Below are 17,739 nucleotides of genomic sequence, written 5' to 3'. Positions count from 1 at the left end.
CTGATCGTAGCCGGACGACTCGCAGCCGCTACCATTCAGCGCACATGAATGCGCTCTTCGAACGATCCTGGACCCGCGCGTGGTCCGCACTCGCCGGCGCAGGCGCGGATGCCGGCGAGGCGGACGGCACCGCGCTGCGCGACGACCTGCTCGCGCGCTACGCGGAGCCGCAACGGAAGTACCACACGCGTCAGCACCTCGAGGAATGCCTCGCGCTGTTCGACGAGGTCGGCGAGCTCGCCGTCCATCCGGCCGAAGTCGAGATGGCGCTCTGGTTCCACGACGCGATCTACGACGTGAAGGGCTCGGGCAACGAGGAGCGCAGCGCCGAGTGGGCGCACGAGGCGCTGCTCGGCGCCGGCGTGAGCCGCGAGGTCGCGGATCGCGTCCGGCAACTGGTGCTGGTGACGAAACACGACGGCGTGCCGGCCAGCGTCGACGAGCAGGTGCTCGTCGACATCGACCTGGCGATCCTCGGCGCCGAGCGTCCGCGCTTCGACGAGTACGAGCGCCAGATCCGCGATGAGTACGGGTATGTGCCGGGTTTCCTGTTCCGTCGCAAACGCCGGCAGATCCTCAGGATCTTCCTGGACCGGCCGGTGCTGTACAGCACGCCCGCGCTGCGCGACCGGCTCGATGCCCGCGCCCGGGAGAACCTGCGGCGCGCGATCGGCTGATCAACGCGCCGCCATCGCCGCCGCCTGCGGCACGTTGCGGAAGCTGATGGCCAGGCGGTTGTAGGTGTTCATGAGGCCGATCGCGATCGTGAGATCGACGACTTCCTTCTCGCTGAACACCGCGCTGACGGCGGCGAAATCGGCGTCCGGCACGCCCGTCGTGGCGACGCGCGTGACCGACTCGGCCCAGGCCAGCGCGGCGCGCTCGCGGGTGTCGAACAGCGCGCCGCCCTCCGGCCAGGCTTGCACCAGCGCCAGTTTCTCGACCGGCACCCCCTTCTTCAACAGGTCCCGCGTGTGCATGTCCAGGCAATACGCGCAGTTGTTGATCTGGGAGATGCGCAGGAAGACGAGTTCGACGAGTGCCGGTGGCAGGCCGCTCTGCGCGACATAACCGTAGACGCCGCCAAGCGCCTTGACGCCGGCGGGAGAAACCTGGGTGTAGTCGAGACGTTGGGACATGGTGGGCTCCTTGGAACGGGGAATCGGGTGGTCGATGCGTGATCGATGACTGGATTCTTCTCCTGTCGTGGTGCAAAGTGGAGTCCCAGGAATCGAAGGAATCGCTGTACCACGATGAGCCCGCTGCCATGCGTCAGCCGCTGAGTCTTCCGCTCGACAAGTCGTCGGCCGTGCCGCTGGCGGATCAGATCCACCGGGGCATCGCGACGGCCATCGAGCAGCAGGTGCTGCAAGCCGGGATGCGCCTGCCGTCCTGGATCGATCTGGCGGTGCAGTTGGGCGTGGCGCGCGGCACGGTGCGCGTGGCCTACGAGAAGCTGGCCGCCGCGCAGATGATCGAGGCGTCGCGCGCTACCGGGACACGCGTCGCGGAGCGGCCCGCGGCCGCGCGATCCAGCGGCGCGGCGCTGGACCCCGGCCCGTTCATCTCGATGTACCGCGAGCTCACCGCCGGGCCGGGGATCTTCCAGCCGGGCATCCCGTCGCGCGACAGCCTGCCGTCCAAGCTGATGCATCGGCTGCGCGCGCGGGCGCTGCTCGCGGAGACGACCGGTGCCGCGCTCTATCCCGACCCGCGCGGCGAACTGGAACTGCGGCGCGAGATCGCCGGCTACCTCGCGGTCGCACGCGGCATGGTCTGCTCGCCGGACCAGGTGCTCGTCACCGGCGGGTATGCGGCGGGGCTGGGGATCGCGCTGCGCGTGCTCGGGCTCGACGGCGGCTCGGCGTGGATGGAAGAGCCCGGCTTCTTCTTCACGCGACAGGCGCTCACGCTCGGCCGCCTGACACCGGTTCCCGTGCCGGTGGACGAGGAGGGCATCGACGTCGATGCCGGCTGGCGCCGGGCACCGCACGCCGCACTCGCGGTGGTCACGCCGGGGCAGCAGGCGCCGCTGGGCGTGACGATGTCGCTGCAGCGTCGGCTGCGTCTGCTCGACTGGGCCGCGAGCACCGGCGGCTGGATCGTCGAGGACGACTACCTGAGCGAGCTCCAGCTGCAGGGGCGTGCCGCCCCGGCGCTCGCGTCGCTCGACCCGCACGGGCGGGTGATCCACATCGGTTCCTTCAGCAAGACGATCGACCCGCGCTTGCGGCTCGGGTTCGTGGTCGCGCCAGCGTCGATGGCGGCGCGATTCGCGGAGGACGCGGCCTGCCTGGCGCCGCCGCCGGGACCGGCCGCGCAACTCGCGATCGCGGCCTTCATGCGCGACGGGCATTACCTGCGCCATCTGCGGCGCGCCAAGCGGCTGTATCTGGCGCAGCGTGACGGTCTGCTGGCGCAACTGCACGAGCGCGGCCTTGAGACCTTGCCTGCGGCCCTGGCGGTGCTGGTGCGGACACCGGCGGGCGCGTCGGACCTCGCGATCGCGCGGGAGCTCTTCGCTTTCGGCATCTCGCCCGCACCGCTGTCGGTCTGGTTTGCCGAACCCGGCCGCGAGCAGTCGGGGCTGATGCTCAGCGTCGCGACGGCGCCGCAGGCGCAGGTCGCGCGCGCCTGCGACCGCCTGCAGGAGGCGATCGCCCGGCATACGCCGCGCTGAGGCTTCTGCCGGCCGCGACGTCGTCCTCCCTGGCGCCGATGAGGGCCATGCCGATCCCCCGTCATCCTGGGAGGCACGACCCTTGCCACATGAGCGGCTCCACTCCGATCTGAACGGGAACGCCCATGGACCTCGACCACCGCCCGCCGCGCGACCTCTGCGTGGGCACCGCCTCCGGCCTGCTCGGCGGCCTGATCGGCGCCGCCGCGATGACCGCCTTCCAGGCCGGCTTGGCGCGGGTCGGCATCACGTCGGGCGTGCGCGGCATGCCGTCGACCGAGCGCGCCGCTGATCGCCTCGCCAAGCTGGCCGGGCGGCGTCTGCCGCGCCGGCGTCGTCCGGTCGCGGGTGAGGCGGTCCATTACGGCATGGGTGCCGTGGTCGGCGGCCTCTATGGCGCCGCCGCCGAGCTCGATCCCCGGGTGACCTGCGGTCGAGGGACCGTCTTCGGCGTGGCCGCGGCCACCCTCGTCGACGAGACGCTCGTGCCCGCCTTCCGTTTCGGCGATCCGATCACGCGAGCGCCGCTGCAGTCGCATCCCTACTCGTATGTCTCGCATCTGGTCTACGGCGCCTTCACCGAGTCGGCCCGGCATCTCGTCCGGCGCTTCTTCGGCCGCGTGCGTGCCGGGGCGCAGGTCGTCCGGGAGGCGCGGGCTCAAGGACTGCCGGTGGTCGCGGTCCAGCCGGCCGATTCCCGGCGGACGCTGCTGATGGCGTTCCTGCTCGGCAGCACCGCGGGCCCTCGGACCAGCGCGCCGCTGGCCGTCACGAGCTGGGCCGCGAAGCTGGGCTGGATCGACGTCAAGGACTCGCCGCTGGCCTTCCTCGCGTCGACGCACGCCGTCGCGGTGACCACGCCGATGGCGATCGGGGAACTCATCGTCGACAAGCTGCCGTCCACGCCCGATCGCACCGATCCGCCGGGGCTCGCGGCGCGTGCGGTCAGCGGCGCGATCTCCGGGGCGGCGCTGGCGGGCGGACGTTCATGGCCGGCGGCCTTGGCCGGGGCGATGGGGGCGGTCGTGGCGACCTACGCGGGCTACACGCTGCGCGAGAAGCTGTCCGACGCGCTGGGTCATGACTTCCCGGTCGCGGCGGTCGAAGACCTGATCGCCTTCGGCGGCGCGACGATGGTGTGCCTGGCCCAACTGGGCGGCAGCGACGATGCGCCGGGCACGGTCACCGTCGCCCCTGGCGACTCGTACGACGATGCGCTGGCGGTACTCGGCTGGCCCCACAGCTGACGCGACCCGCCATTGCCCGCATCTTGGTCATCGCGGCGGTGCAGGCGCGGGCGTGGCCGGCGCCGGGATGTCAGGCCAGGATGGCGATCATGCCGGCGCACAGCGCCATCGCGCCGAGGTAGAGCCCCCAGCCGCGCAGGCGGCGGGTGCGTCGGCCGCGATCGCCGCCTCCGTCCGTGCCTCGCGCCAGCAGGGCCCCCGCCGCGTAGAGCCCGGCGGCGATCACCGCCGCCGCGACCAGATTGCGCGCCTCGCTCATGTCGTCGCTGGCGTCGAGCCAGACCGCCGACGCCACCCCCGTCATCGCGACCAGACTGACCGCGCGCCAGCGGTCCAGCCGGCTGACGGCCGGATCGAAGCGCGACTGCCGCAGCCGGTCGCCATCCGGCTCGGCCGTCGTCGACGTGCCCGGTGGCGCCCAGCCCGGCGACTTGAACAGCACGCGGATCCGGTCCGCCCAGCGCGGCGTGGCGCGGGCGCGATCGAACAGTTCGCCATAGAACTGGCCCACCGCCTTGATCGGGTTCCAGCTGTGCAGCGGCTTGACGGTGCCGTAGACGCAGGGCTCGGTCTCTTCGGCGAAGGTGCCGAACATCCGGTCCCAGATCACGAGCACCGCACCGTAGTTCTTGTCCAGGTAGCGCGGATTCACCGCATGGTGCACGCGGTGGTTGGAGGGCGTCGAGAACACCCGGTCCAGCCAGCCCAGCCGTCCGATGTGCTCGGTGTGGATCCAGAACTGGTACAGCAGGACGAACAGCCCCGCCGCGACGTACTGTTCCAGCGGCATGCCCAGCAGCGCCATCGGCAGGAAGAACGGCCAGCCCATCACCGCGTAGAAGCTTTCCTGGCGCAGCGCGGTCGTCAGGTTGAAGTGCTCGCTCTGGTGGTGCACCGTGTGCGCCGCCCAGAAGAGGGCGCTCTCATGGCTGACGCGGTGCAGCCAGTAGTCGCAGAGGTCGTAGACCACGATCGCGACGGCCCAGCCCCACCAGCCGTCCCAGACCGAGGGGCGGACCAGCGCCAGGTGCGGCTGCAGCCAGGCGTACATGCCGTTCTGGAACAACGGCGTCACCGCGGCGACGGCCAGGCTCATCAAGCCCTGGCTGAGGCTGCTGATCGAGTCGGACAGCCGGTAGGTGTCCCGCCCCTTCAGGCGGCCCCACAGCCACTCGAAGGCGATGCAGAGCCCGAACAGCGGGACGGCGATCAGGAGGATGCGATGCATGGCGGACGGCGAAGGACGGCGGGAGGGGGCGAAGGCGGAGCGAGGGGGCAGGACTTGCCTGGCGACCGCCTCAGAAGCGGTACCAGAGGCTGGCGCTGAAGGTCTGCTGCGTCTTGGAGGTCGTCAACGGCGACCGCGACGCGTCGCCGACCAGCCGGGCGTCCAGCCACTGGCCGCTGATGGACCAGCGCTTGGAGAACCGGTGCTCGCCGCTGAGCGCGATGCTCCAGTCCATCATGCCGGCGCGGGGGCGCCATTCGGGCAGGCCGCTCGCACGGGATTCGCCGGGACCGATGCCGTAGCTGCTGCGCAGGTGCGCGCCGTTGGCCGCCGTGGTCGCGAGCGTGACGGCGATCAGGTCGTCGCCGATCGGGATCCCGGACGTCAGGCCCACTTCGAACAACTGGCCGTCGTGCCGGCGGCCGCTGCCCCAGGAGAAGCCCGACTGCAGCATCAGCCAGGAGGTCGCCTGGACATTGGCGAACGCCTCCGTCGTGAGGCGCGACCCCAGGCGGTCGATGCCCCTGGGCGTGACCCGCGACGGTCGCCCGAACTGCGGCCAGAGCCGCGCGCCGACCTGCCAGGTCGACGCCGTCTGCGCGTCGGCCAGCAGGGGGACGAGGTTCCAGCCGACGCCCAGGTCGGTCGACACGAAGGCGCCGTTGGGCGTCAGGACTTCCACGGCCGGCAGCAGGTCATTGCTGCGGGCGCGGCTGCCGGGCGCGGAGGGCCAGCTGCGGGTCGACAGGCCGCCGGACCAACTGGTCTGCGTCGGCGGAGCGTCCATCAGCACCAGGCTGCCTGCGGCCCAGGCCGGCGCGGGGTCGACCATCCAGCCCGCCGCCATGAGGCCGGCGCAGATCGCCGGGAGCGATGACCGGACGGCTCCGCGGAACGTGTCGGGACGACGCGATCGGGGCAGGGAGGAGGGCGGACGGAGGGCTCGGCGCATGGGGGAGGACAGCTGCCGGGATTCTAGGGAGCGGGGTCCTCCCCGACCTTGCAGGAATCTGTCGTTCCACCGCCCGAGCGCCCCGCGGGGCACCCGCTGGGATTTCCCACCTCTAGGGGGTAGCGCCGGCCAGTTGGGACCTATAAATAGGGATGGCGCGTGACAACGTTGACACTCCAAATCAGCAACATGTCGTCACAAGTGTTTCAGGCATCCCCCTGAGGGTTCCCCCCAACGAGGGGGCAATGCAAGTGACCATCGGCCTATCATGCGGACCTTCTCCGGCGTGCAGTAAGGGGTGACGACGACCGAGCCGGAGACCCATCGGTCAGTCGAAAAAGGGAGGCCCTATGGAAGCAGTGTCCGTTGCCCGCACGTTCGAGGCGGCTGGAAGTGGTGGCCATGCGATGCCGGCGGTCAAGCGCCGCGTGCTGCTGGTCGACGACCATGAACTGGTGAGGGCGGGGATCCGCACGCTGTACCAGTCGCTGGACGAGATCGACATCGAGTGGGTGGAGGCGGCCTCGCTGCAGGAAGGTCTGCAGGCGTATGCCGACGGTGGCGCGGTGGATGCCGTGCTGCTGGACCTGAACCTGGGGGACTGCAAGGGCCTGCAGGGGCTGCGGCAGTTCATGGAGGCCTATCCCGAGGCCCGCGTGGTCGTCTTCAGCGGCACGCAGGATGAATTCGTCGTCCGCCAGGCGCGGGCGCTGGGCGCCGTCGGCTACCTGCCCAAGGGCGCGATGATGGCCGAGATGCGCAGCACGCTGCGCGCGCTGCTGGCCGAGGGCCAGCGCCACCGCCAGTCGCAGTCGGGCACGCTGTTCCCGCGTTTCCCGTCGTCCGCGATGTACGACCGCGTCGCCGAACTGGGCCCGCGCCATCTGGAGATCCTCGAACTGGTGCTGTCGGGCTGCAGCAACCAGGAAATCAGCAACTCGACGCAGCTGTCGCTGGGCACGGTGAAGAACTATGTCTCCTCGCTGCTGCTGGCGCTGGACGTCAAGTCGCGCTCGCACATGATCAGCCTCTTCCGCTGACGCGGTGGCCACGGTCCACCGAGGCGGACACGGCGTCGAGGAACCAGCCCCCGACACGAGCTTTCCGCCGACCGAGCTCTTCATCGACTCGCGCATCGACTCGCCGGACGTCCCTGACGTGCCGGCGAGCGTCGTTTCTGGCGTCTCCGCCGGCCCGTCCTCCGGTCCGACCCGGGGCGGCGCGCCGGTCGACGCGCGAATCGGCGCAGGTGCGGGCGCGGACGCGCCGGTTCCTGCGCCTTCCGCAGCGCCTGCGCCGGCGGTCGCCGGCGGTCCACCGCCTGCCGACGGCGCAGGTGTCCGTCCCAAGCGTTCCCGGCGCCCACCGCGACCCAGCCTCTTCGTGGCGGTCGCCGGCGCGGTGCCGGAGAACGACGAATCCGTCCAGGAAGGCCGTCGCCGGGAGCGTCGCGCGATCGCGCGACGGTTGCAGGACGCGGGCTTCGAGGAAGCCTGGAGCCACTGGCCCTGGCTGCTGACGGCGGTCACCGTCCCGCTGGTCTCGGCCCTGCTGCGCGGCACGCCGACGATCGGCCTGATGGTCTGGGTCTTCGGCGTCATCGCGCTGGCGTTGGGCTGCGTCTTCACCGCGCGGTCCCTGTCGCACCGCGGCGCCAGGAGCGACCACAGCCGCATCGCCTTCTCCGACCGCGAGGGGCGACGGCTCCTGTACCTGCAGGCCGCGGGCTGCATCGGGCTGCTGAGCCTGCATCCGTGGCTGGCCGAATCGCCGGGCATGCGCGGCCTGCTGACCGGGCCGCTGCTGGCGGCCACGGCGGCCGTGGTGGGCGTGCTGCTCGCGCCGATGGGGCGCGGGTCGGCGGTGATCGCGGTGCTGCCGGCGTCCGAAGGCCTGGCGCGGCTGTTCGATCCCGCCTCGCGGCCGGGTGCCGGGCCGGTGTGGTTCCTCGCCGCCGCGGTGGTCGGCGGGCTGGCGCTGCTCGAACACCATCGCTGGCAGCGAGCCAAGCGGCTGCTGATGGAGCAGGACCTGCACGTCAGCACCCTCGAACAGGACCGCGACGGCGCCATCCGCGCCGACCAGGAGAAGAGCCGGTTCCTCGCCATCGCGAGCCACGACCTGCGCCAGCCGGTGCATGCGCTCGGACTCTTCGCCGCCAGCCTGGAGCGCCGCCTGCAGGGCACCGAGGAGGAGCCGCTGATCCGCAACGTGATGCGCTCGATCGAGGGGCTGGAGCGTTCCTTCAACGCGATGCTCGACATCTCCCGGCTGGACGCCGGCACGGTCGAGCCCAATCTGCAGCACTTCCCGTTGCGCGACCTGTTCCGCCGCCTGCACATGCACTACGCGGGACAGGCGGAGGGCTCGGGCCTGGGCCTGCGTTTCTCGCCGGGCGGCAAGTCCGTCACCAGCGATCCGCAGCTGCTCGAGCGCATCCTGGGCAACCTGATCCAGAACGCGATCAAGTACACCGAGGACGGCGGCGTGGTGGTGGTCGCGCGCTCGACCTCGACCCACCTGAACCTCGAGGTCTGGGACACCGGCATCGGCATCAAGTCCAGCGACCTGCCGCGCATCTTCGCGGAGTTCTACCAGGTCGGCCAGAGCGAGCGCAGCCGCACCCAAGGGCTGGGCATGGGCCTGGCGATCGTCAAGCGGCTGGCGCACCTGCTGGGCTACCGGCTGATGGTCGCGTCGCGGCCGGGGCGGGGCACGATGTTCCGGCTCAGCATCCCGCTGGGCGGGCTGCCGGAGATCCCGGAGTTCACGACGGCCGCCGACACCGTGCCGATGCCGGTGATGGAGCCGCGCTCGGTGCTGGTCATCGACGACGAGGAGCCGATCCGCATCGGCCTGCAGCTGCTGCTCGAGGAGTGGGGCTACGAGTCCATCATCGCCGCGACCGCGGCGGAGGCAGCGGAGGCGGTGCGCACGCGAGCCGAGCCGCCGGACCTGATCCTCTCGGATCTGCACCTGGGCGACGGGCCGGACGGCATCGCCGCGATCCGCGCGGTGCGCGAGCTCTGCCGCACGGACGTCCCGGCGATCCTGGTCACCGGCGACACCAGCCGCGAGGAACTGCGCCGCGCGACCGAGAGCGGTCACACGGTGCTCTTCAAGCCGCTGCAGCCGCGCAAGCTCTTCAACGCCCTGCGCGGCATGGTGTCCTGAGCCGGGCGAGTGTCGCGCGTGGGGCGGCCCGCGGCGCCTACAGTAACGAGCCCTTCACGGCGCCTCACGATGACCACGATTTCCGACACCACGACCCCTCGCCGCCTGGCCTCGGCGGCCTGGGCGCTGCGCATCCAGTTCTTCGTCTCCGGCGCCTTGTTCGCGACCTGGGGTGTGCATGTCCCGACGGTGAAGGCGCATTACGGCCTGGGCGAGCAGTCCCTGGCGATCGCGATGCTGGCCTCCGGTGTCGGCGCGCTGCTGGCGCTGACGCAGGCGGGCCGTGTCGTGGCGCGCTTCGGCCCGCGCGGCGTGGCCGGATTGACCGGGGTGCTCTGCGCGGCCGGCGTCTCGATGCTGATCGCGCCCAGCGTGTACCTCGGGCTCGTGCTGCTGCTGATGCTCTTCGGCGCGACGGCCAGCCTCTTCGACGTCGCGATCAACGCCGAGGCCACCGAGATCGAGCACCTGGCCGGTCGCCCGCTGATGAGCGGATTCCACGCGATGTTCAGCCTGGGTGGCATGGTCGGCGCGGGCGTGGGCAGCCTGCTGCCGCTGCTGGGCTGGACGCCGCAGACGCATCTGCTGGTCGCGTGCGGCACGGGCATGGTGCTGATCCTCGGCGCCTGCGCGGCGATGCTGAAGATGCGCACCGACGCCGGCGAGTCGCAGCCGCTGAGCCTGCCGCGCGGCGTGCTTGCGCTGATCGGCACGCTGGCGGCGCTGGGCCTGATCGCCGAAGGCGCGATGTACGACTGGAGCGTGCTGTTCATGAGGCAGGAACGCGCCAGCGACGCCAGCCTGTCGGCGCTCGGCTACGCGAGCTTCAGCCTCGCGATGGCGCTGGGCCGCTTTGGCGGCGACTGGGTGCGGGCGCGCGTCGCGCCGGTGCCCCTGATGATCGCGAGCGGCCTGCTCGCGGCCGCCGGCATGGCGACGGCGCTGCTCGTGCCGGTCGCGTCCGCCGGGCTGCTCGGCTTCGCGCTGGTCGGTCTGGGCTTGTCCAACGTCGTGCCGGTGCTCTTCAGCGCGGCGTCCAAGGTGCCCGGCGTCAGCGCCGCGCATGGCATCGCGGCGGTCTCGTCGCTGGGCTACCTCGGGATGATGGCCGGCCCGCCGCTGATCGGCATGATCGCGGAGCACACCTCGCTGACGGCGGGGCTGTCCTGCGTCGTCTTCTTCGCGCTGTTCATGGCCGCGAGCGCGCAGCGCGCGCTCGGCGGTACGGGCCGCGCGGCCGCGCCCGCTGCGGCCGATTGAAGCCGATTGAAGCCGTGTAGGCGAACGCCCGACACGCGCATCGGGCGATCACCGGGGCGACGATGCGTCGTCGCCCTCGTGTCACCGCACGCCGTCGTCCCTACAGTTGATCCTGACAACGGAATTCGAGCTTCCGTTGTTCATGCTTCTCTCTCGCATGGTCCGCCTTTTCCCTCTGCAGGCGGACGAACTTTCGGCCCCGGTCTCACGACCGGGGCCTTTTCTTTTTGGGCGGCAAGGCCTGTCGAGGGAGGGGCTCCAGGCGGCACCTGCGTGACTGCCCGCACCGGCGCCCATGCCTAAGATGCGAGCCCATGAACAGCACGACATCGACGCAACGGCTTCGCATCGACTGGCGCGGGCGGGCCACCGACATCGAATACACCTGGGTCAATGAGGCGATCGGTGCCGCGAACCGCGACGCACCGGTCATGGTGTTCCTGCACGAGGGCCTGGGATCGATCGCGATGTGGCGGGACTTTCCGGTGCGCCTGTGCGAGGCGATCGGCATGCGCGGGCTCGTGTACTCGCGGCCGGGTTATGGGCGCTCGACGATGCGCGCGGCGGACGATCGATGGGAGGCCGACTACCTGCACCGCCAGGCGCATGAGGTCCTGCCCGCCGTGCTGGCGGAACTAGGCGTGAGGTCGCCGCCATGGCTGTTCGGGCACAGCGACGGCGGGTCGATCGCGTTGTTGCATGCGGCGAAGTTCCCCACCGCAGGGGCGGTCGTTGCGGCGCCGCACATCGTCGTCGAGGATGTCTCCTTGGACGGCATCCGCAAGACGGTCGAGATCTACCGCGCGGGTCCTCTGCGTGATCGCCTGGCGCGCTTCCACGACGATCCGGATTCGCCGTTCGGCGGCTGGAGCGAGACGTGGCTGAGTGCTGCGTTCCGGGACTGGGCTATCGTCGAGGAGATCCGCGCGATCACGTGTCCGCTGCTGGCGATGCAGGGTGTCGACGACGAGTACGGCACGCTCGAGCAGATCCGGGGTATCGCGCGCCAGGTGCCCCAGACGCGGCTCTTCGAGATCCCGGCATGCGGACATTCACCGCACAAGGACAAGCCCGTCGAAGTGATCAGCGAGGTCAGCCGATGGTTGGGGACGGTGGTCCTTGGGGTTTTGCCGCTTGCCGGCAAGGCCCCATGGTCCAGCGGCCAACGCCCAGACGAGGGCAGGTAGGCGGTCTCAGACGGTCAGCAGTCCCATCGTCATCGCCTTCAACGTCGCCGCTGCCCGCGTGCTGCACTCGAGCTTGCGGAACGCGCTTTCCAGGTGTGTGCGCACGGTGGCGGGGCTGATGCCGAGCACCTTGGCGGCTTCCTTGTTGCTCTCCCCGATGGCGATGCGGCCGAGCACCTCGGTTTCGCGCGCGGAGAGCGTGATGGCTGTGGCGGAGGGGGCGGATGCGGGAGCCGCCGTGCGACGACGCTCGGCACCGCAGACCGCCTCGGCCGCTTGGGCGTCGAGGCGTCCTGCCGCCACTTCCTCGCTCATGGCCGCGCGCGCGGCATCCGTGCCGAGTGCTGGCATTCCGGGGCGGGCGGTCCGCACCGTGACCCAGGCCGCGGCCGCGGCCAGCACACGTGCCGGCATCGGGATCGCCACGCCTGCCGCGCTGCGGAACGCGCCGGAGCCGTCCATCCGTTCATCGACGTAGGAGGCCAGCTCCGCTTCGGCGTGCAGCGCGGTCAGCCGTCGCGCGGCGCGACCGGTCCAATAAGGCATCAGGCGGAGCTTCTCGCGGTCGGCCTCGCCGAGCCGGCGGCCTTCGCTCCAGATCACGTTGGGGACCGATGCGCGACCGATGCCATGCAGCAGCCCCGCGCGGTGGAGCCGCTCCAGCGCTGCGGCTTCGAAGCCGAGCACCTCGCCCGCGTCGCGCGCTGCATCGGCCACGCGTCGCGACAGGCCGGTCATCCAGGGGAGCTTGAGGTCGATGACGTCGGCAACGAGTTCGAGCGGCGTGTCCAGCGCGGCCAGCGCCGCATCGAGGTCGCCTGCATTCCGCCTGTCCGGGGTGTCATTGCCACCCGACCGAGTGCCGGCTGCGGGCGTGGGGGCTTCGTGTGCACCAGCGTCCAGCGCGGTCATCCATGCTTGCGCGTGCTTCGCCACGAGGTCCACCAGCGCCTTCGGATACTTCGCGTCCGAGCGCTCGCCGATGTAGCGCAGCGCCGCGGGCACGCCGTGGACCCGCGAGAAGATCTCCAGGTCCCCGCCCAGCGCCACATGGAACACGACGGCGGGCACCTGGTCGCCGTCCAGGCCATCGGGCTTGCCCTGACCGTTCCAGGTCTCGAAGAGGTGGCGCATCGCGCGCTCGATGTTGGCGGGCAGGCCCAGCAGCCGGGCGATCTCGCCCGCGACCTCGCAGTGGATCAACGCGGCCTCGCCGAGCGTGCCGGCCAGCGCGGACGCTTCCTCGGCCGAGCCGTTGGACAGCATCGCGTCGCGGCCGCCGACGTCGTCGCCCAGCGCGGCAGCGATCTCCGGCGCGTTGGCCGTGCAGCCGGACCACCGCAGCAGCGCCACGCAGGCCGCGTGGCCGGGGGCCTGGTCCGCATCGCGGCCGAGCGCGAGGCCTTCGGCACGGGCCGCCTCCGCGATGCGCGCGGCGAGCCAGCCGGTCCGTGTCGAGTGGTCGACCGGCTGCCCCATGCTGAGGTCGCCGACGAACGCCAGCGCGCGCACGGCGTCGAGCACCGGCACGCGCGAACCCGCCGCGACGGCGGTCCTGGCCGTGGCGGCGGGGGTCGTGGAGGAGGACGTGGGAAGGGGCAGGGGAGAAGGATCAGTCACGGCGTCCCAGAGGAAAGGTCCAGCGCGCCGCGGGCACCGCGCCATGGGTGCCCGCGGCCGGCGCGGACCTTACCGGGATTGCCGGACGGCGTCCAGGATGACCTTGGCGACCGCTTCCGGCTGCGACTGCTGCGGCACGTGCGAGCTGTCGACCTTCGTCACCTTCGAACCGGCCCGCGCGGCCATCGCGGCCTGCGCTTCGGGGGCGATCATGTGATCGGCCGTGGCCAGCAGGTAGTACGAGGGCTTGTTCTTCCACGCCACGGCCGACACCGTCTGCTCGAACGCCTTCGCCTGGATCGGGCCTTGCGTGGCCGTCATGACAGCCGTCGCCGAGGCGGGCAGGTCTTGCGCGAAGTGGTTCTTCATGCCCTCGGCGGTCAGGCTGAGCCAGCCTTGCGCGTCGGGCTTGATGTGCGCGAATCCGGAGGGGGCCGGGAAGCCCTTGCCCTGCTCGGCGGTGTTCTGGCCGACGTTGGGCGCGAACGCGGCCACGTAGACCAGCGAGGCGACCTTGTCCGAGTTGCCGGCTTCGGTGATCACCGTGCCGCCCCAGGAGTGGCCGACCAGCACGACCTTGCCGGGCTGCGCGTCGATCGCGCGGCGCGCGGCGGCGACGTCGTCGGCCAGCGAGCTCAGCGGGTTCTGCACCGCGGTGACCTGCACGCCTTCGCGCTGCAGCAGCGGGATGACCTTGGCCCAGTCGGAGCCGTCGGCGAAAGCGCCGTGGACGATCACGACCGACGGTTGTGCGGGAGCGGCCGGCGTGGCGGCCAGCGCGGCGGTCGACAGACCGGCCGAGGCGGCGAGGGCGGAAGCAGCGGCGGCGGCGACGATGAGGCGGCGGGTGAAGTTCATGGTCAGGCTCCTGGTGGTTGGGAGGGTGTCGAGGTGTTCAAGACAGGGCTCTACTGTCGCGAAACGGACCCCGCGCCGGTATCGGACGAATGTCCGAGGCGGATCCGGCCGGCGCTTTTCCTGGCGCTCTTTCGGGCGCGTCCGGCGGCGCCCGGGGGTGTTCCCCCTGTCCCCTGGAGCAAGTGACACGGATGTGACATCGCCGCCCGTTGCCCATCGGTATTTACACCGAGGTCGCCACACTCGGCAGCGGGCGGTGTGAAGGTGACGTCAATCGTCGATCGCCCGGCGTGCGCGGCGTCCGCCACCCGCGAGCGACCTGCGCGCGGAACCGCACGTGGCCGCGTTCCCAATGCGGATGCGTTTGCGCGGCGTTTGCGCCTGACCGCGCCGGGCCCGGCCGGCAAGTCCTGACCCCATCGTCGTCCCTCCGTCGGGGCACTGACCGGCCCGAAAGCGTCATCCCTTAGGGAAAGAACCACCCCCGTACCGAGGGGGAACCGCGGCCCGACCCCCTCGTGCGCTCCGTGACAAGAGTCACAGAATCGACACGCCCGAAGGTCGTCCTCCCGCCGGCCATCAGCAGTCAAGACGGCGCTCCGCATCACGGTGCGCCGTCGTCCAAGTCCAGGTGGACATCCCACCCTCATCCTGAAAAGGACGCAGCAATGTTCAAGAAGACCTGTCTGGCTCTGGCGCTCGTCGGCGCCGCGGCCGCGGCCCACGCGGGGCCGACGCTCATCAACGAAGGCTTCGACGATGTCGCCAGCCTCGCCGCCAAGGGCTGGAAGATCGAGAACCACGGTTCGCCCGCTGGCGCGATCGAGCCCTGGTACCAGGGCAACGTGTCGACCGGCTTCACCGATCTCCACGGCGATCCCACCGCGTACGTGGCGGCCCAGTACGGCGCCGTCGCCGCCGGCGGCATCCTGTCGAGCTGGCTCATCAGCCCCGTCTTCTCGACCGCAGAGAACCTGGAAGTCTCCTTCTGGGCGCGCGGCGACGGCACCCCGGGCTACATCGACCAGCTCGCCTACGGCCTGCTCGACGTGTCCGGCGCGTTCACCAGCTTCATCCCCCAGGCCGCGATCACCGTCGTCGGCGAATGGACGCGCTACAGCTTCCAGCTGGCCGGGCAGGGCGCGGGCTCCAGCGCGCGCTTCGCGATCCAGTACTTCGGCAATGGCGATGAAGCCAACGTGGTCGGCGTGGACGACGTCGCCATCAACGTGCCCGAGCCGTCGACCTGGGCGCTGGCCGGCGTGAGCCTGCTGGGTCTGGTGGCTGCCCGCCGCCGTCGCACGCAGGCCTGAGCCGCGTGTCGAACCATCGGAACTTCCGAGTCATCTCCGCAAGGACAACGACCATGATCACCCGCATTTCCCTGGGCCTGGCGATCGCCGCGGCCCTGCCGCTGGCGGCCCAGGCTCACGAAGCCGCCGCTCCCGCGGCCGCAGAGACTTCCGCCGTCTCCACCGCGCCGGTCGCGGCACCGGACGCCCTGGTCATCGTGCGCGACGCCGAGAGCGGCAAGCTGCGCCCGGCGACCGCCGAGGAGCATGCCGCGCTGAAGGCGCTGGCCCCCACCGCCCGTGCCCGCGTGGCGCTGCGCGCCGCGGCGATCAGCCCGCAGATGAAGGTGCACCGCAGCGGCGCGGTCGGCATCCGCATGACCGACGAGATGGTCAGCCAGTCCGTGATCGTGCGCGGCGCGGACGGCAAGCTGATCGAAGCCTGTTTCGCCAGCAAGGACGAGGCCGAGGCCTTCATCAAGAGCGGCGGCACCCTCGACAAGTCGGCCCTGCCCACGGAGTAAGCCATGCAAAAACAATTCAAGAAGCACCTGATCCGCACGGCCGTCCTGGCCGCCCTGTGCGGCGCCGGCCTGGCGCAGGCCGCGACCATCGTGATCCAGAGCCGGGACCCGGCCGGTGTCGGCTTCAACGACGCGACGCCGGTGGCGCCGGTCGGCGGCAACCCCGGCACCACGCTGGGCGAGCAGCGCATGTTCGTGTACCGCTACGTCGCCGACGTGTGGGAGAAGGCGCTGGACAGCAACGTCACGATCACCGTGAACGCCGGCTGGGAAGCGCTGAGCTGCACGGCTTCGTCGGCCACGCTGGGCAGCGCGGGCGCCTGGAACATCTGGCACGACTTCGCCGGTGGTCAACCGGGCACCTGGTACCCCCAGGCGCTGGCCAACAAGCTCGCCGGCGTGAACCTGAGCGAGGACATGGAAGATGACGGCTCCGGTTACGCCGGCGTCGACATCAAGACCCAGTTCAACATCAACCTCGGCAAGAGCGATTGCCTGGCCGGTTCGCCGTTCTACCTGGGCATCGACGGCAACTTCGGCACGGGCGTGAACTTCGTCGAGACGCTGCTGCATGAACTGGGCCACGGCCTGGGCTTCAGCGTGCTGTCGGTGCAGACCTCGACCGGCTTCCGCATCAACGCGGCAGGCACGGCCTATGTCGCCAACGGTGGCCTTCCCAGCATCTGGGAACGCTTCATGTACGACAACACCGTGGGCAAGACCTGGCTCGACATGAGCAGCGCGGAGCGTCGCGCCTCGGCCGTCAACCCGCTGGGCCTGGCCTGGATCGGTTCCAACGTGCTGGCCGGCGCCGACATGCTCGCCGCCACGCCGGTGCTGAAGATCTCGGCGTCCGCGCCGGGCGCTTCGGGTCAGTACCCGTACGGGACGGCGTCCTTCGGTCCGGCCGTGAGCAGCGGCCTGAACCTCGGCGCGCTGGCGACCGTGCCGGCGGATGCCGTGAACGGCGCGGGTTGCCTGCCTTTCAGCCCCGCCACCACGGCGGCGGTCACGGGCAAGGTGGCGATCATCGATCGCGGCACCTGCGGCTTCGCGGTCAAGGCCAAGAACGCGCAGAACGCAGGCGCGGTCGGTGTGATCATCGCCAACAACGCCGCGGGCGCCGCCCCTGGCCTGGGTGGTGCTGATCCGACGGTCGTGATCCCGACGGTGAGCGTGTCGCAGGCCGACGGCGTGAAGCTGCGCACCGCGATCACCGCGGCGCTGCCTTACGGCACGCGGACCAAGCCGGGCCTGGCCAACGCCACGCTGGGCGCGGACCCGAGCAAGCGCGCCGGTGCCGATGCGCTGGGTCGTCCGCTGCTGTACACGCCGAACCCGCTGGTGGGCGGTTCGTCCGTGTCGCACTGGGATGTCTCGGCGACGCCGAACCTGCTGATGGAGCCCAACATCAGCCCCGACCTGGGCCTGATCCTGGTGGCGCCGAAGGACCTGACCAAGCCGCTGCTGAAGGATCTGGGCTGGTAATCCGCCCCGGTTCCGGAGCCTGACCGGCCCCCTGCGGGCGGGTCAGGTAGGATGGACCTCGAAAGCCTGGTGCGTAAGCGCCAGGCTTTTTCTTGCACGCGGCAACCCGAGGTGGGCGGAGCCCGCTCGAATGTCGGTCTCATGTCGCCGGAATGTCGCTCAAACGGGCGATGAAATCCGCCATGCGGACGTTTGAGGGGTGAAGCCGGCCTCAGGTTGCGTCTTCAAA

15 protein-coding genes are annotated in these 17,739 nt (G+C 70.8%); 10 read left to right on the top strand and 5 right to left on the bottom strand.

Features of this window, described 5'->3' with window-relative positions; all coding sequences use genetic code 11:
• Nucleotides 1-44: 44 nt before the first annotated feature.
• A complete protein-coding gene (locus ACQ859_RS18755) occupies nucleotides 45-677 on the top strand; it encodes an HD domain-containing protein (protein ID WP_431262198.1) in 633 nt (210 codons plus the stop codon).
• Here the strand turns inward: ACQ859_RS18755 and ACQ859_RS18750 are convergent, their stop codons facing one another.
• Entirely contained in the window at nucleotides 678-1,139 is a 462-nt protein-coding gene (locus tag ACQ859_RS18750; RefSeq protein ID WP_431262197.1) for a carboxymuconolactone decarboxylase family protein, read from the bottom strand.
• A 128-nt stretch (nucleotides 1,140-1,267) separates the two neighbouring features.
• Between ACQ859_RS18750 and ACQ859_RS18745 the strand changes: the two genes are divergently transcribed.
• Both ACQ859_RS18745 and ACQ859_RS18740 read left to right on the top strand, forming a co-directional pair.
• On the top strand, nucleotides 1,268-2,680 hold the full coding sequence (locus tag ACQ859_RS18745) for a PLP-dependent aminotransferase family protein (RefSeq protein ID WP_431262196.1): 1,413 nt from the start codon (nucleotides 1,268-1,270) through the stop codon (nucleotides 2,678-2,680).
• Between the two features lie 125 nt (nucleotides 2,681-2,805).
• Entirely contained in the window at nucleotides 2,806-3,927 is a 1,122-nt protein-coding gene (locus ACQ859_RS18740) for a DUF4126 family protein (RefSeq protein ID WP_431262195.1), read from the top strand.
• 70 nt (nucleotides 3,928-3,997) lie between these two features.
• Here ACQ859_RS18740 and ACQ859_RS18735 read toward each other — a convergent pair whose 3' ends face one another.
• Both ACQ859_RS18735 and ACQ859_RS18730 read right to left on the bottom strand, forming a co-directional pair.
• Entirely contained in the window at nucleotides 3,998-5,155 is a 1,158-nt protein-coding gene (locus ACQ859_RS18735) for a sterol desaturase family protein (protein ID WP_431262194.1), read from the bottom strand.
• A 70-nt stretch (nucleotides 5,156-5,225) separates the two neighbouring features.
• Nucleotides 5,226-6,002 carry a MipA/OmpV family protein gene (locus ACQ859_RS18730; protein ID WP_431262193.1) on the bottom strand — a complete coding sequence of 259 codons (777 nt, stop codon included), beginning with the start codon at nucleotides 6,000-6,002 and terminating at the stop codon, nucleotides 5,226-5,228.
• 455 nt (nucleotides 6,003-6,457) lie between these two features.
• On the opposite strand from ACQ859_RS18730, the gene ACQ859_RS18725 reads away from it, so the two are divergent.
• From ACQ859_RS18725 to ACQ859_RS18710, 4 genes are all read left to right on the top strand, one after another.
• The gene (locus ACQ859_RS18725; protein ID WP_431257124.1) at nucleotides 6,458-7,147 is read left to right on the top strand and encodes a response regulator; all 690 of its coding nucleotides are present in this window, start codon (nucleotides 6,458-6,460) and stop codon (nucleotides 7,145-7,147) included.
• 343 nt (nucleotides 7,148-7,490) lie between these two features.
• On the top strand, nucleotides 7,491-9,281 hold the full coding sequence (locus ACQ859_RS18720) for an ATP-binding response regulator (protein ID WP_431262192.1): 1,791 nt from the start codon (nucleotides 7,491-7,493) through the stop codon (nucleotides 9,279-9,281).
• A 69-nt stretch (nucleotides 9,282-9,350) separates the two neighbouring features.
• Entirely contained in the window at nucleotides 9,351-10,541 is a 1,191-nt protein-coding gene (locus tag ACQ859_RS18715; protein WP_431262191.1) for an MFS transporter, read from the top strand.
• Between the two features lie 314 nt (nucleotides 10,542-10,855).
• Complete coding sequence (locus tag ACQ859_RS18710) at nucleotides 10,856-11,728, top strand: alpha/beta fold hydrolase (protein WP_431262190.1); 873 nt, start codon at nucleotides 10,856-10,858, stop codon at nucleotides 11,726-11,728.
• A 6-nt stretch (nucleotides 11,729-11,734) separates the two neighbouring features.
• On the opposite strand, the gene ACQ859_RS18705 is transcribed toward ACQ859_RS18710, so the two are convergent.
• Together ACQ859_RS18705 and ACQ859_RS18700 are read right to left on the bottom strand one after the other, a co-directional pair.
• Nucleotides 11,735-13,348 carry an HD domain-containing phosphohydrolase gene (locus ACQ859_RS18705; protein ID WP_431262189.1) on the bottom strand — a complete coding sequence of 538 codons (1,614 nt, stop codon included), beginning with the start codon at nucleotides 13,346-13,348 and terminating at the stop codon, nucleotides 11,735-11,737.
• Nucleotides 13,349-13,417: 69 nt separating this feature from the next.
• Nucleotides 13,418-14,206: an alpha/beta hydrolase gene (locus tag ACQ859_RS18700; RefSeq protein ID WP_431262188.1), complete on the bottom strand. Its 789-nt coding sequence runs from the start codon at nucleotides 14,204-14,206 to the stop codon at nucleotides 13,418-13,420.
• Nucleotides 14,207-14,874: 668 nt separating this feature from the next.
• On the opposite strand from ACQ859_RS18700, the gene ACQ859_RS18695 reads away from it, so the two are divergent.
• From ACQ859_RS18695 to ACQ859_RS18685, 3 genes are read left to right on the top strand one after another with little or no spacing between them, the layout of a single operon-like run.
• Nucleotides 14,875-15,519: a choice-of-anchor J domain-containing protein gene (locus tag ACQ859_RS18695; RefSeq protein WP_431262187.1), complete on the top strand. Its 645-nt coding sequence runs from the start codon at nucleotides 14,875-14,877 to the stop codon at nucleotides 15,517-15,519.
• Between the two features lie 53 nt (nucleotides 15,520-15,572).
• A complete protein-coding gene (locus ACQ859_RS18690) occupies nucleotides 15,573-16,022 on the top strand; it encodes a post-PEP-CTERM-1 domain-containing protein (RefSeq protein WP_431262186.1) in 450 nt (149 codons plus the stop codon).
• A gap of 3 nt (nucleotides 16,023-16,025) precedes the next feature.
• Complete coding sequence (locus ACQ859_RS18685) at nucleotides 16,026-17,510, top strand: PA domain-containing protein (protein WP_431262185.1); 1,485 nt, start codon at nucleotides 16,026-16,028, stop codon at nucleotides 17,508-17,510.
• The last annotated feature ends 229 nt before the right edge of the window (nucleotides 17,511-17,739 follow it).

It is taken from the genome of Roseateles chitinivorans (assembly GCF_050632235.1).
GTDB lineage: Bacteria > Pseudomonadota > Gammaproteobacteria > Burkholderiales > Burkholderiaceae_C > Roseateles > Roseateles chitinivorans_A.
Note: the sequence above shows the minus strand (reverse complement) of the source record. Positions and strands in the feature narration are given on the sequence as shown.